The following is a 13809-nucleotide window of genomic DNA, read 5'->3' as shown; positions in this document are numbered from 1 at the left end:
CTATGAGTTCAGGAGACACACAGATACCAGACAGTTCAGAGACCGATTCGAACGCCTCCGGTGGGATTTTGGCGACAGTTGTCCCGGATTTCATCCGGCGGAACTTCGCACTCAAATTCGGCATCGTTCTCTTCATCATGGCGCTGTCGGTTGGGCTCATCGGCCTTGCCGCGACAGAACAAGTCAGAGATTACACTGAACAACAGGTTCTGAGTGACTACCAGAACGCCGCCGCACAGGAAGCGGACATCCTGTCACAGTGGGTAGACCGAAACCGTCTATCGACTCAATTCGTCTCCTCAGATGACATCTGGGCCAGTAGCGATGCCGACGATATCAATATCGAACTCAACAATCGGAAAGCCGCCTTGTCGGCAGACGCTGCTGATATCCATCTGATCGAACGAAACGCCGCCCAGTCTCAAGTTGTCGCCAGCACATCTAACTCACAGGTACTGACCAACTCACCCCTCGAATCGACGAGCAGGGAGTGGCTTGCCGGTACCGACTTCGAGACGGCAAGTGATGTCGTCGTCTCCGATGTGTATCAGACAAACTCCGGCCCAGTCGTTGGCTTTGTCAGCCCTGTCGATGCCTCGCAAAACCGGTATATACTCATCGAATACTCACTCGACGAGATTGCGAACTCGCTACAGGGGAACAACAGGGCCGAAGGTGGATTTACGCAAGTCGTCAACGGGTCGGCGGTCGTCATGATCGACGAGCCCAGAGACGGGAGCCGTGGCCTCGGGGAGAATATGCTGCAGTCGTACAGCGAGAACAGCCGCGCTACCGCGCCGATCAGCGAGGCAAACGACCTCCGGTCCTCGGAACAGCAATCCGGCGTCACCGCTGACATGCCGGCGGCCGACGTCCTCAGCGAACGCTACACCGTCGGCTACGCACCGATACAGGGAACGGACTGGGTCGTCCTCGTGCACGCGCCCAACTCTGCGGTATTTGGGTTCGTCCAGAACGTCCAACAGTACGGGCTCATCGGGACGGCACTGATGGTGTTGCTCATTGCGGGTGTCGGTGCGATACTCGGATACAACACGGCGACGTCGATTGACCGCCTGACCCGAAAAACGGACCAGATGCGACAGGGGAACCTCGACGTCGATATCGCTACCAGCCGCATCGACAACGTGGGCCGCCTGTACAGCGGGTTCGCTGATATGCGTGACGCGCTCAAACAGCAGATCAACGAGGCCGAGCGTGCACAGAAAGAGGCGGAAGTTTCCCGGGCCGAAGCCCTCGAAGTTAACAAGTATCTCCAGAAGAAGGCCGAGGAGTTCTCCGACGTGATGGAGGAGACGGCCGCTGGAAACCTCACCGAGCGGATGGCCACCGACGGCGAGAACGAATCGATGGATCGTATCGCCAGCGAGTTCAACGGTATGGTCGACGAACTCGAAAAGACAATCGGCCAGCTCAACAGCTTCGCCGATGAAGTCGCGGAATCCGGGGATGTCGTTCTGTCCAGTGCAGAGTCCGTCCGTGACGCGTCCGAGCAGGTCGCCGAATCGACACAGAAAATCTCCGACGACGCCTACGATCAGAAGGATCGTCTCGCTACCATCTCGGAGGACCTCGACACCCTCGTGGACACGCTAGAAGAACTGGACGCGGACAATCCGGACATCGATCTGGGTGACTCACTTGACCGGTTCCGAACGGTTGCAACGACACTGCAGTCGGCCGCTGAAACGAGTGACCAGATGATGGCCGAGACTCAGACCGTCGCTGGCGCAGCCGAAGAGCAGGCCGCAGAGCTCAACGAGGTGTCTTCGCGGGCCGAACAGCTCAAACGCTACGCGAAGCCACTCGGTGACATCCTGAACCGCTTCGAAACCGAGGCCGAACACGAGTTCGTCTTCTCGGGTGGTCCGTCACAGAGTCTCGGTGAAGAGGAAGAAGAGTAACCCGCGTCGCCGCTTTCACCGAAACCGACTTTCGCGCTGGCGACGTACCGCATTCAATGAGCGACGACGTAGGCGATATTTCACGGGCTGAACTCGCCGAGTACTGTCGAACACAGGCTGCGATTCTTGCGGGTCACATAGATCGACAGAGCGCGGTGCTCTCCGATTTGCTCGAAGAAATCGAACAGGACACTGCCAACGCTCGCGCGACATTGACCGAGAGTTCCGAGCGCCCCGACAGTGATACGGAAGCTACTATCGGCGAAATCGAGGCTAAGCAGGAGCGAGCGCAATCGAAACAGGCAACAATAGAGGAATACCGGACACTCGCTGAGGGATATACAGATCTTGCAGAGCAATTCGCCGAAGACTCTGGCGATCTCGAAACCGTTCTTGAATTCGAAATCGAAACCGACGCGCCGGCGTATTTCGACGCTGAGACGACGGTTCTGGGCGTAGCGACCGGAAGAATCCGAGACTGACAGGTGTTCTAGCGGAAGTCCGGATCGGTCGACCATACATCGCTGGTTTCGGTTGACAGCCATCGTTTTCACGGGAGCCTAACGCTGAATTCGAGTGGCTCGTGAGAAGAGATATCCTCGCCACGAGGATGAACTATCCCGGCTCGGTCCGTTCAGATCGCTGCCGACATGCTACACCAGATGTCTTCTACTGGGGGGGCGGATCTCCAATCTGAATACGGACTCACAGATTCTGAGGGTAGGGGTAATAACAGACAAACAGGGAGAGAAGCCGGGATTCGAGCTACTAGCTGCAGAAACAATTGCTCGCCAGCACAATCGATACAGAGAACTACGATTTACAGAAGAATGACCGTAAAAACAGGTCGAAATACCGGACGTGTTACTACCGATTTCGGATGAACCCGGAACTTACGCGGTCGCGTCTAGTGGGTCGAAATGATAAATTTGAGCTCACTGTCATCCACAATGTCCTCCACTCGCCTCTGGTGGATAATATTGATACACCGTCAGCGGTTGTTCCCAAGCTCATTCCAAGGACCACTCTTTTGATGAAATCACTTCACACAATAACGCATCACCAGCACAAATCTGGTATGCAACCGCTATCGCATCGGGGAACCCACCACCTTGCGACAACCGCTCGGGTAATCCCGAACAGGAGGCCAACGGTGCCATAACCGATATAAGTTCTTGCACGGAAGATGCGCTTGCTACCTCAGCTGATGTATTAGGAATCTAGAAAACATACTTTATTCATTCCAGACAGGCTACAAAATGGGTTCACCAGCAGGATTTCGATTCAGCGGCCGGGCTCTCAGTATAATTGGAGTAGCAGCACTCGTCATATCTGGCCTACTCCTTTTTGTTGCCCCCGATACGGGAACCCAAGTTCTCGTCACGGAGGTGGATGAATCGGTTGTCTCTCCCGATGATGAGGTGCTCAGGTACAGTGACCTTTCAGAGGGGGGCCAAGAGTTGTTTGACCAAGGACTTCGTGCTGATGAATTTATTCGGGTGTATCAGTCACCACCAGATTTCGAGTATCCAACTGGAGACACATCGGCCACTGCCCTTGTGGAAAAAAACGGGACGGTATACAGTATAATCACCGCCTCAAGATGCAAACTCTGTGGCCTCGTGGATGCACTCGGCTACGGGGCTGGGCTCGCTGGGATAGTCCTATTAGTGCTCGGAGTGTATCGCTTGGTGAATGAGGAAGCCGACCCAACGGCTGACAATCGGTAGTGTATCCTTTTGACGCCTTTAGTTTCAACCCCGAAGTGGGTCTCGGCCAACCTGTGACATTTGTGGCCTTTGAGTTACAATCATTGTATTGACTGGAACGGGACAGGAGTGTGTTACCCAACGAGGATTTCACAGGGCATATTATTTAAGAAACTGGCATTAGTTGACGCTGTTTGTTTGCTGATCTACAGCCTTGGGGCGCTTCAATAACTCATGAGGTATTAACTCCCTATAATAAATATTAGAAATATCTCGGTTTGTAGGTTCCACGTTCCGAACCTGTGCAGGACTGATTGTCCCTTAATTCATATAGTCATATGCAGTTTACTTGTTCTGAGTACATCACCGGGGCGTCCATCGGAATTACTGATAGTAATTAAAGTGTCAGCTAGTTAGAGCGCTTTGGTGAGCCACGCTTACGAATTGAACGTGCGCTCGACGAGATACTTAACCAGATAGAACCCACCAATAAGGGTCACAATCATGACTACCAGAACGATCGCAATCATGAACAAAAGAACAAGTGCGTCGTTAGCCACCGGACTCACCCACCTGAGCGGACGCGTGTCGTCGGGAACGCATATCGCTAGTTTCAGTCTCGACACGCTAATGCAGGAGGGTTTCGGTTCGGTACTCTATAGCCCGATGTTGCGTCCCAGCGATCGGACGCTTGGTGGTACTATACAGGAGCGGACAGAGTCGTACAGACCGCCCCAAGACAGTGCGATGTTTTTTCGATGGCCTGCTACTCAATAGGTGACACGGAACAGCGACACGTGGCACGAATACTTGAAGACGAAGAAAGTCTTCCAGACGGAGGACATCGGTTGCAGAACACCTACCGGATTTCCGTTGCAACGAGGGCAACGGGCGTGTACGCAAGGGCAGCATTCGCAGCATATCGTAGAGCGATAAAAGAGATTGGCAGTCCCGAGGGCCTGAGATGCTGATCGGAAGTTCACTGTGAGCAGACAACCACAGGATGTTTCCAGTTCTACATCGCTGCTAACCCGAAGTAGCTCGACAACACGGGATAGAGTCGTTGGGTTGTGGTACGAAACACCGGGTGCCTCTTCCGAGCTTACTGATGACTGCTTCTGGCGGAGGACACGCAACTGCCCGACGACACGGCCGCTCAGGGAGTGGCAAGGCAGCTACACCATCACGACAGGCAAACAGGTCTGTACAAAAGTCATGAGATGGTCAGTGACGCAATGAAATGACGCGAAAATACAGCGACTATCTGAGAAACGAAGCCTTCCGGAACCGCTGAAGGTGGAGTTTTCCGGACGATTTCCGGGAGGATCGAGACAGTCGTAAGCGTTTCTAGCGACTGTGCTGGAAGCGAGCCCGGGAACCGCGCAGTCACGAGGAAAAGCAGTACGTCGTGCCTGCTGGAATTGCTATACGGAGATGGTGTGGACAGTGGATGTTGATGGCAAGTCGGAGCGTGGCCGACTAAGACTCTCTGCGTGTGGCGGGACAGGCCGGACAACACCGTAGCAGGACCGTCTGCAGTGCGATTCCGCCAGCCGCACGGTGTCGGAAACGAGTCTGAAACGCCAGTAAAACATGCAAATAGATGCATAGCTTTGGATAGGACGACCACGACTGTTGGAATCGCAGCGTCTCAGAGAGTAGTGCAAGAGATGGTGTCGCCCAGCATACTAGAATAGTCTGCCAAGAGCTCAGTGACCGGTTGGGGTGTCTACGGAGAGGACCGAACTGTTTCACCGTAGGATGCCAACAGCGGCAGCACATGTGTCATTGGGGCCGCGGATGTTTGTGCGTGAGACGGCCAAAGAAGCAACCGCGCAGGGCAGCCAGGTCATTCGGAGTACCGTATCGACCCTTCACGGCGTGCCAGATCAACCCCCGTCTGGGCGAACCAACAAATGGGGCCAGCTTTCTGGCATTTGTTATATTTGTGAGTGTATGCTTATATTTCCGCAAAGTTATAGAATATCTGCCACATATGCGGCGAAATAGGGTATCATATACCCAAATAAAGGCTTTTATCTCTGAGTGTGGGACTACATTGAAGTTCCCGGCGTCCGAGGGGAAACTGTGTCCAGTGACAGTGAGCGAACGACGGTTCGAACGTACATTCCGGCCTATCAGAAGGAACAGTGGCAGGCCCACGCCGAGGAGTTGGATATGAGTCAAAGCGAGTTCGTCCGGACGATGGTACAGGCAGGCCGAAGCGGTTTCGAGCCAGCAGTGTCCGAGACGGCTGAATCGGACGCCATAGAGAGCGATAGCGAGAAGCCCCGTTCTCCGGGCGCTACCCCCGGGGGTGACGGGCTGAAAGACCGGGTGCGAGACATCCTGGCTGACGGGGAGTATTACGAGTGGGATGACCTGCTCGCCGAGTTGACCGACGATATCGAGGAACGACTCGAAGACACGCTGCAGGAACTGCAGTCCAACAACGAAGTGCAGTACAGCGGGCGACATGGAGGGTACGTTCGAGACGAATGAGCACGGATACAGCCACACCAGACGCCGAATCGGACCCGATCGGCTATTTCCTCGATGACATCAGGTACCACGGAAAGAGCGACCGGACTCGTGCCTCCTATGAGCGCGTCCTGCGAGACTTCGAGTCCTATCTGTCGGATAGCAGCCAGCCCCTTCCTGTTCAGGAGGCTTCCCACCGCGACTGTATGGCATACGTCCACAGTATCCGTGGAGATGCCGAGGAAAGCACTGTCGCAACGTATGCATCCTATCTGCACCGGTTTTTTGCGTACATGACTCAGGTCGGCGTCTTCGATTCGAACCCGATGACGTTAGTCATGGAGGAGATGGACGAATCGATCAACACCGACCCGACCCGTCGGGAGGTAGACCTCCAATCGATGCGTGCGTTCGTTGATAGCATTTCACACCCACTTGAGCGAGCTATCACAGTGACACTGTTGAAAACGGGAATGCGGGCCGGCGAACTGTGTAACCTCGACATCCGGGACCTCAACCTCGACACCCCCGGCCCCAGACCAGATATTCCGGTCCGACCGGAGCTTGATGGGCGTCCGGACTCATTGTTCATCGCGGCAGACCCGACTCGTGGTGAGGCTAGTAACGGCGAAGAGCGGACCGCATCCAACAAGCGCAAGCGCGAGACAACGATTCCAGTCGACGCAGAGCTAGGCGCAGTGTTGCGACGCTGGCTCGCGATTCGACCGGACACGCAGTCCCCCGCAGCGCCGCTGTTTGTGTCCACAAGCGACAGCTGGGGAGAGCGACTCACGCCGAACATGGTACACCACATCGTCGAATCCCACGCTCGCGAGTTCGGGTGGTACACGGACGGTGGGGGGGCCGAAGAAAACGTGACACCGCACTACTTTCGACACTTCTTCACGACACATCTCCGGGATCGGACTGGCGACCGCGGTGTCGTCAAGTACCTCAGAGGCGACGTGGCACAGGATGTCATCGACACGTACACCCACGAATGGGGGACTCGGGTCAGGGATGTGTACGAGGCTGAAATCTACTCGCTGCTGTGACTGATTTGTTATTTCTATCATGCTTTAGCCGTAGCCGAGATGGTGGGTGCTGGACTTGTAAATCACATACCGCTATATCGAATTAAGCAGATACTGCCTGGCAACTGCACTGGCTCAGCGGACGATTTCAGTTGTCTCAAGCGAGCCAGGCTATCACGGGCTCGTACGAGCTGCCCCGCAAGAAACTGCAGGTGCCATGACTACAGCCGTCTCAGGAAAATCCATCCGAAGAAAGCGCCACTGATAGGGCTACTCGGGATCCAGAAGTTTCGACTCGGCAGTTCGGAGGTGCTCGAGGAGCGTCGTCTTCGAGATATCCATCTGTGCGGCGAGTTCGCGAACCGAGATCCCGCGCGGCCACTGATAGTAGCCCGCTTCGCGGGCCGCTTCGAAGGCTCGTCGCTGCGCCGGCGTCAGCGAGTCAGTTCGTAGCCTACCCACCGACCGGTCAGAATCGCTGTCAGGCGTGACAATGGATTCGACCGACACGTCAGCGTCGGCGTCAGCTTCGACGGAATCGAGTGCTGACTGAATTTCGGGCCGCTCGCCGGTGAAACTCACTTGCCAGCGTTCGCGACCGTCTTCGATACGAACAGGCGCACTGTGGACGAACCCGTGTTCAAGGAGCGTCGGGCAGACTAGTTCGTCTGGATCGTACTCTAGCAGAAACTGTCTGACGACGGTGCCGGGTGCATCGCGCTTGTGTCCGATCCGTGCTTGGAGTTCCTGTATCTCTCCGGCGTGGGGTGAGGCACGGACTGCGTCGAGGCAGTCTTCGACAGCCGACTTCGTAGCTCCATACACTGTAAACACACCGTTGACCGATACTGTCGACGACTGAACGGTCTGTTGGACCGTGTGCGCCAGAATGCCGCCGTCCGTGCGGTCGGTCGCCTCGATAGCCCAGCAGTTCGGGTGCCACAGGTCGAGTGTGAGCCGTGCTCCGGCGCTATCAGCGTGACTCATAGGATGTGTTATAATAGTTGATCGGAGGCCCCAAGAGGGTAATCATTGTCTCGTGTGTCCGACACCGGCGGTTGCAGTGTGCGATTCGACGCGGTCCATCAATGCCGATGCCGACACGACAAGGGCCAAGTACAGTATCGCCACCAGCACGAAGAGTTCCGTATACTGGTACGTTTCGTTCGCGATAGTACTTGTTCTGCCGTACAGCTCCTGTACAGTGATGAAACTCGCCAGTGAGGAGTACTTAATGAGATACACGAGTTCGTTCGTCCAACTGGGCAGCGCGAGCCGAAGGCCCTGGGGAACAACGACGTACCGTATTCCCTCGAGCTTTGAGAGTCCGATGGCGCGTGCGGCAGTCAACTGACCGCCGTCGACTGATTCCAGCGACGCACGCAGGTATTCGGACTGGTAGGCAGCGCTGTTCAGCGTGAAACTGATCACGGCCACCCAGAACGCCTGCGCCGGAACGAAGCCGACACCAACCCCCGGGACACCTCTGAGAACCTGCGTGAGTGAGGTCGCGAAGTAAAGCACGAACAACTGGGCGAGCAGCGGCGTCCCGCGGATGAGTTCAGTGTACGACAGCGCGAGCCAGCGAGCCCACCGTCCACCGTACACGCGAACGACGCTAAGCGGAAGCGCCAGCGTGAATCCGAGACAGACGCTGAAGACCGTGAGTAGAACCGTCGTCCAGATGCCCTGGGCCAGCGCCGGCAGGTACGCCGTCGCGTCGGCGGCGAACCGGAGCGTGTCAGCGACCCACGCGAGTGGCGCTCCGGCCGCACCGAGTGACGCGGCGAGCGAGCTGATAGTGTCCGCTGTTGTCAGAAACGGAGCTGCCGGGATGAACGGTGTGCCGCGGTCGAGCCCGAGTAGCCCTGCGAGGACGAAATCGGTGGTCCAGCGAGCGAGAACCCAGACCCAGAACAGCGCTAGACCCACGGTAAGTGGGCGGATAGTGAACACTGTGCCGACGCGGTCACGGAGTCCCGGGTTCGGTGATGTCGTCGATTCGGCCGTGCTCATGGCGTCGCCTCGTGTGCGTGCAATCTGCTCAGGAACTGTTCGGTTCGGTCCGCTGTGGGGTTCCGGAACAGTTGCTCCGGCGGGCCGTGTTCGACGATTTCACCGTCGTCGAGGAACACGATGTCAGATGCGGCCGACCGGGCGAAGTCCATCTCGTGGCTGACGACGAGCATGGTGATGCCCTCGGCGGCGAGGTCACGCATTACCTCGACGACTTCGCCGACGAGTTCGGGGTCGAGTGCGCTGGTCGGCTCGTCGAACAGCAGCAGCTCTGGGTCCATTGCGAGTGCGCGTGCGATGCCGACGCGCTGTTTCTGTCCGCCGGAGAGTTCAGCGGGGTACGAGTCCGCCTGTTCCAGTAATCCGACCTGTTCGAGGTGGTCCCGTCCGGCCGCCTCGGCGTCAGCAGCGTCCATGCCGAGCACTTTTTTCGGGCCGAGCGTGACGTTTTCGAGCGCCGTCAGGTGCGCAAAGAGGTTGAAATCCTGAAACACCATGCCGACTTGCTTTCGCAGTTCGTTGACATCGGTGTCGGCCCCGGTCACGTCCCGCCCATCGAGAACAATTTGACCACTGTTGATCTCGGTCAGGCGGTTCACACACCGGAGCAGCGTTGACTTCCCTGAGCCGCTCGGGCCGATGAGAACCGTCACGTCTCCCTGATCCATATCGAGGCCAACGCCTTCCAGTACTTCTTCGCTCCCGTAGGACTTGTGCAGGTCGTCGATTGAGAGTAATGGCTGTGTCATGTCGTTCCCTCCGGTACTGCGTAGTAGTCACTGAGTCTATCGAGCGACCGGTTCGTCGCGAACGTCAGCACGAAATAAACGAGGCTGACGGCGAGGAATATCTCCAGCGCCGCGGTCGACTGTCCGCCTTCGTAGAGGTTCTGACCCGTCGTCAGCAGTTCGCCGATGCCGATGACGATGGCGATGCTCGTGTCCTTGAGGACGATAGTGAACTCGTTCTGGAATCCCGGCACACTCCGGCGGAGCGCCTGCGGGACGACGACGTACCGGATCGCTTCGAACCGGGACATAGCGACGGCGCGGGCCGCTTCCAGTTGCCCGTCGTCGACGCTCTGGAGCGCACCGCGGAAAGTCTGTGACTGGTAAGCGGCACTCCGGAGTCCGAGCGCGATAGTCGCCGTGACAAATGCGCTGCTGGAAACGGACAGGCCGAAGTACAGGATCATAATGATGACCAACAGCGGGGTGCCGCGAAGGACAACCCCGACCTGTTCGACCAGCCGACTGGCCCTTTCCGAGCCGTACACCTCTATCGCACCGGCCGGGAATCCGATGGCGAATCCAAGGAGAATACTGGCGACAGTGAGCGCGATGGTGACAGCTGTCCCGCCGAGCAACAGGCCCAGATTGTCGATGACGAACAGCCAGTCAGCGGTCTGGAGTAGGATTGCTGCCATGGCCTCACTTCTGTCCGAACCACTTCTCGGTCAGGTCCCGGTACGTCCCGTCGTCCTCAACTGTGGTCAGCCCGCTGTTGAGCGCGCCCGCGAGTTCGTCGTCACCGGACTGAATCCCGAAGCCGAACTGCTCGCCAGTCTCGTGGACGAACGCAGACTTGATGGGGCGATCTGCCACGAACGAGTTCGCCACGGGGACGTCGATGATGATGACATCGACGTTTTCGTTCAGCAGGTCCTCGACGGCGAGCACGTAGTTGCCGTACGCGTTGTACTGAGACGCCTGAATCGTCCCGGCTTCGATGAGCTGGTCTTTGATCACGGATTCACCGGTCGTCCCTTTCTGTGCCCCGACCGTCGCCCCGGAGAGGTCAGCCAGCGACGACGGCGAGAACGACCCGCTCTCCCGGACGATGATGGCCTGATTCGAGCTGTAGTATGGGTCAGAGAAGTCGATTGCCTCGTCGCGGTCATCGTTTATCGTCATGCCAGCCGCGACGACGTCGACGTTGCCGTTGTTCAACGCGGGAATAAGTGATTTGAACTCCAGTTCCTCCCAGCCGCTCAGCTCGTACTCCGTCGCCGCGACAACGGCTTCCAGTAGCTCGACGTCGAAGCCGACGAGTTCGCCGTCCTGTTTCATCTCAAACGGCGGAAAGCCCGGCGCCGTTCCCGCAGTGAGCGTCTGTGAGTCACCGCTGCCCGATTGACAGCCGGCGACTGACAGGGTCGCGACAGTGCCACCGATTGCCTGCAGATACCTCCGTCTGTCTACGCGTGCCTCTCGTGGCATAGTGCCACAGTCGAATCAATCATATTTTAACATTTCGGTTACCGCAGAAGTAGCGAGAGTCAGGCCGACGCGACAGCGTCTGCAACCTCGGTAAAGACCGAATCGAGGATGTCGACACAGAGTTCCAGCTCGCGCTCGGTGACATCAAGCGGCGGGAGCAGTCGGAGGGATTTCTGGCCACAGCCGAGCGTGAGGAGACCGTGCTGGAGCGCTGTTTCCATCACGGCATCGCGTCGGTCAGCCGTATCGAACTCCACCGCGGTCATAAGGCCGAGGCCGCGAACGTCTTCGACCAGCGGACGGTCTGCCGAGATATCGCGGAGTCGGTCCATGAAGTACGTCCCTTTCTCGGCGGCGTTGTCCAGCAGGTCGTGGTCCTCGATAGCGGCGAGGGTCAGCGCGCCACGCATCGAGCCGAGGATGTCGCCAGCCCCCCACGTTGAGGAGAGCCGCGACGTTTCGGACGGGAAGATGTCCGACCGGGAGATGGTCGCGCCGACCCGGAGCGCTTTGGCGCTCGTGATGACATCCGGTTCGATGTCGTAGTGGTCGACGGCCCACATCTCGCCAGTGCGGCCGGCTCCCGACTGGATTTCGTCGGCGATGATCGGAATGTCGTGTTCCCGGCAGAGGTCGTCGACGGCCGAGAGGAACTCGGGGCTCGGGACGCGGTAGCCGCCTTCGCCCTGTATCGGCTCCAGAATGAGGAACGCGACTTCTTCGGGCGGGATATGGCCGGTATCTGCGTCGAGTTTCGAACGGAGGCGCTCGACGCCGGCCTCTGAGTACTCCACGTCGTGAATCCCGCTGAGTTCGGGGAATTTCTGGCGGTAGACGGACTTCGAACGGTTCAGTGAAAGCGCTCCGAGGGTCCGTCCGTGGAACGCGCCGTCGAAGGTAATGCCGTACTTCGGCGTCTCGCAGTTATCGTAACAGATCTTCATTGCGTTTTCGACGGCCTCAGCGCCGGAGTTCGAGAGGAAGACGGTGTCGAAGTCGTAGTGGCTGGTAATATCGGTCAGCCGATCCATCAGGTGGGCAGGGCCCGGCAGCGACGTTTCGTCGGGCGACCCACCGGTACTGACGTAGAAGTCCTGACCGGCGATTTTCAGCGGGTCGACCATGTCAAACTCGTCGGCCCGGTCGAGCACTTTCGGGTTATTGTAGCCGAGCGGCGACGCGGCGACGTGGCAGGTGAAATCGAGCAGGACGTTGCCGTCCGCGTCTGTGCAGAACGGACCGATTGCGTCTTCGGTGATGTCCCAGACGAAATCGTACACGTACGTGCTCGGCGCGGCGGTCTCGTGGTGGTACTCGACCCACTCGCTGCTCTGTGGGCCAGGAAGGCTATCGACACGCGGCTCTGCAGTATTGCGGTCCATGTTATCACAGTAGCAATCATTGGTAATAAATCACTGTGTTCCGGGCCAGCGTGCGGCCACACGACCGGGTACCTGCCGCGGTTCGAAAAGAGCTACAGAATCCGCTTGCCGAACGCGCTGGCGGCGAGTTCGGCCGCTCGTTCGCCCGTCGTGTTGCGCTGGTCGAGGATGGGATTGACTTCGACGACATCGAGCGAGCGCAGCACCGACTCGGCGGCGTCGCGGTCGGCGACCCGTTCCATCGCCGTATGCGCCTCCCGGTAGGTGACGCCACCGGGTACCGGTGTCCCGACTCCCGGTGCGTCCTCCGGGTCAAGCCAGTCGAGGTCGAGGCTGACGTGGATGTCGTCGACGCCGTCAGTCGCGATGTCGAGTGCCTCGTCGGTGACTGGCCCGATACCCCGTTTATCGATATCTGCCATCGTAAAGACGGAGATATCACTCTCACGGAGGACCGCTCGTTCGTCAGCGTCGAGGCTCCGCGCGCCGACGATGACGGTGTTCTCCTCGGCGACGCTCGGGGCGGTGGCCCACGGCATCTCTGCGAAGTCGCCGTAGCCGTGGGCGGCCGCGAGCGGCATGCCGTGGACGTTGCCGCTGGGCGACGTAGTCGGGGTGTTGTAATCGCCGTGCGCGTCGAACCAGATGACGCCGAGTTCAGACGTCTGGGCTGCACCGCGCATAGTGCCCATGGCGATAGAGTGGTCGCCACCTAACACCAGCGGCACGCTCCCGTCGGCTATCTCGGTCGCCACCCGGTCGGCAAGGGTGTCGGTCATTTCGGCGATCGCATCGAGGTACTTCGCACTGTCGTCGGGAGTCGCTGACTGCGACTGTAGCGTCGGCAGTGCTAGATCCCCGGCGTCAGTGTATTCGATGCCGGCCGTATCGAGCGCGGTACTGAGGCCGCCGTAGCGAATCGCCGACGGTCCCATGTCGACGCCACGCCGGTCAGCGCCGAGCGCGAAGGGGACACCGAGCACCGCGACAGGTGACACGGAACGACTGTGGTCTCGCGAGTGGGTAGACTGAAGCGACATCCG

Annotated in this window: 12 protein-coding genes; 5 read left to right on the top strand and 7 right to left on the bottom strand. The window is 58.3% G+C overall.

Annotation, left to right across the window (positions count from 1 at the left end; all coding sequences use genetic code 11):
* Positions 1-2: 2 nt before the first annotated feature.
* The 5 genes from DVK01_RS17000 (at position 3) to DVK01_RS16975 (ending at position 7170) form a co-directional block, all read left to right on the top strand.
* A complete protein-coding gene (locus DVK01_RS17000) occupies positions 3-1925 on the top strand; it encodes a HAMP domain-containing protein (protein WP_121537691.1) in 1923 nt (640 codons plus the stop codon).
* Positions 1926-1981: 56 nt separating this feature from the next.
* A complete protein-coding gene (locus DVK01_RS16995) occupies positions 1982-2407 on the top strand; it encodes a hypothetical protein (RefSeq protein ID WP_121537689.1) in 426 nt (141 codons plus the stop codon).
* Between the two features lie 777 nt (positions 2408-3184).
* A complete protein-coding gene (locus DVK01_RS16990) occupies positions 3185-3655 on the top strand; it encodes a hypothetical protein (RefSeq protein WP_121537687.1) in 471 nt (156 codons plus the stop codon).
* A 2067-nt stretch (positions 3656-5722) separates the two neighbouring features.
* Positions 5723-6136 carry a DUF5805 domain-containing protein gene (locus DVK01_RS16980; protein ID WP_101351420.1) on the top strand — a complete coding sequence of 138 codons (414 nt, stop codon included), beginning with the start codon at positions 5723-5725 and terminating at the stop codon, positions 6134-6136.
* Positions 6133-7170: a tyrosine-type recombinase/integrase gene (locus tag DVK01_RS16975; RefSeq protein ID WP_121537683.1), complete on the top strand. Its 1038-nt coding sequence runs from the start codon at positions 6133-6135 to the stop codon at positions 7168-7170. The genes DVK01_RS16980 and DVK01_RS16975 overlap by 4 nt, the downstream gene beginning before the upstream one ends.
* A 249-nt stretch (positions 7171-7419) precedes the next feature.
* On the opposite strand, the gene DVK01_RS16970 is transcribed toward DVK01_RS16975, so the two are convergent.
* From DVK01_RS16970 to rocF, 7 genes are all read right to left on the bottom strand, one after another.
* Positions 7420-8136 carry a helix-turn-helix domain-containing protein gene (locus tag DVK01_RS16970; protein WP_121537681.1) on the bottom strand — a complete coding sequence of 239 codons (717 nt, stop codon included), beginning with the start codon at positions 8134-8136 and terminating at the stop codon, positions 7420-7422.
* A gap of 42 nt (positions 8137-8178) precedes the next feature.
* Positions 8179-9165: an amino acid ABC transporter permease gene (locus DVK01_RS16965; RefSeq protein ID WP_121537679.1), complete on the bottom strand. Its 987-nt coding sequence runs from the start codon at positions 9163-9165 to the stop codon at positions 8179-8181.
* Entirely contained in the window at positions 9162-9914 is a 753-nt protein-coding gene (locus DVK01_RS16960) for an amino acid ABC transporter ATP-binding protein (protein WP_101349847.1), read from the bottom strand. The genes DVK01_RS16965 and DVK01_RS16960 overlap by 4 nt, the downstream gene beginning before the upstream one ends.
* Complete coding sequence (locus DVK01_RS16955) at positions 9911-10591, bottom strand: amino acid ABC transporter permease (protein ID WP_121537677.1); 681 nt, start codon at positions 10589-10591, stop codon at positions 9911-9913. Before DVK01_RS16955 ends, DVK01_RS16960 begins: the two co-directional genes overlap by 4 nt.
* A 4-nt stretch (positions 10592-10595) precedes the next feature.
* Positions 10596-11384: a basic amino acid ABC transporter substrate-binding protein gene (locus DVK01_RS16950; protein WP_101349845.1), complete on the bottom strand. Its 789-nt coding sequence runs from the start codon at positions 11382-11384 to the stop codon at positions 10596-10598.
* Positions 11385-11443: 59 nt separating this feature from the next.
* Positions 11444-12766, bottom strand: a complete 1323-nt coding sequence (locus DVK01_RS16945; RefSeq protein ID WP_121537675.1) for an aspartate aminotransferase family protein — start codon at positions 12764-12766, stop codon at positions 11444-11446.
* 92 nt (positions 12767-12858) lie between these two features.
* A complete protein-coding gene (rocF, locus tag DVK01_RS16940; protein ID WP_394337678.1) occupies positions 12859-13806 on the bottom strand; it encodes an arginase in 948 nt (315 codons plus the stop codon).
* Positions 13807-13809: the final 3 nt, after the last annotated feature.

The sequence above is a fragment of the Haloarcula sp. Atlit-120R genome, from assembly GCF_003665885.1.
GTDB lineage: Archaea > Halobacteriota > Halobacteria > Halobacteriales > Haloarculaceae > Haloarcula > Haloarcula taiwanensis.
This window is presented reverse-complemented; position numbering and strand designations above follow the sequence as displayed.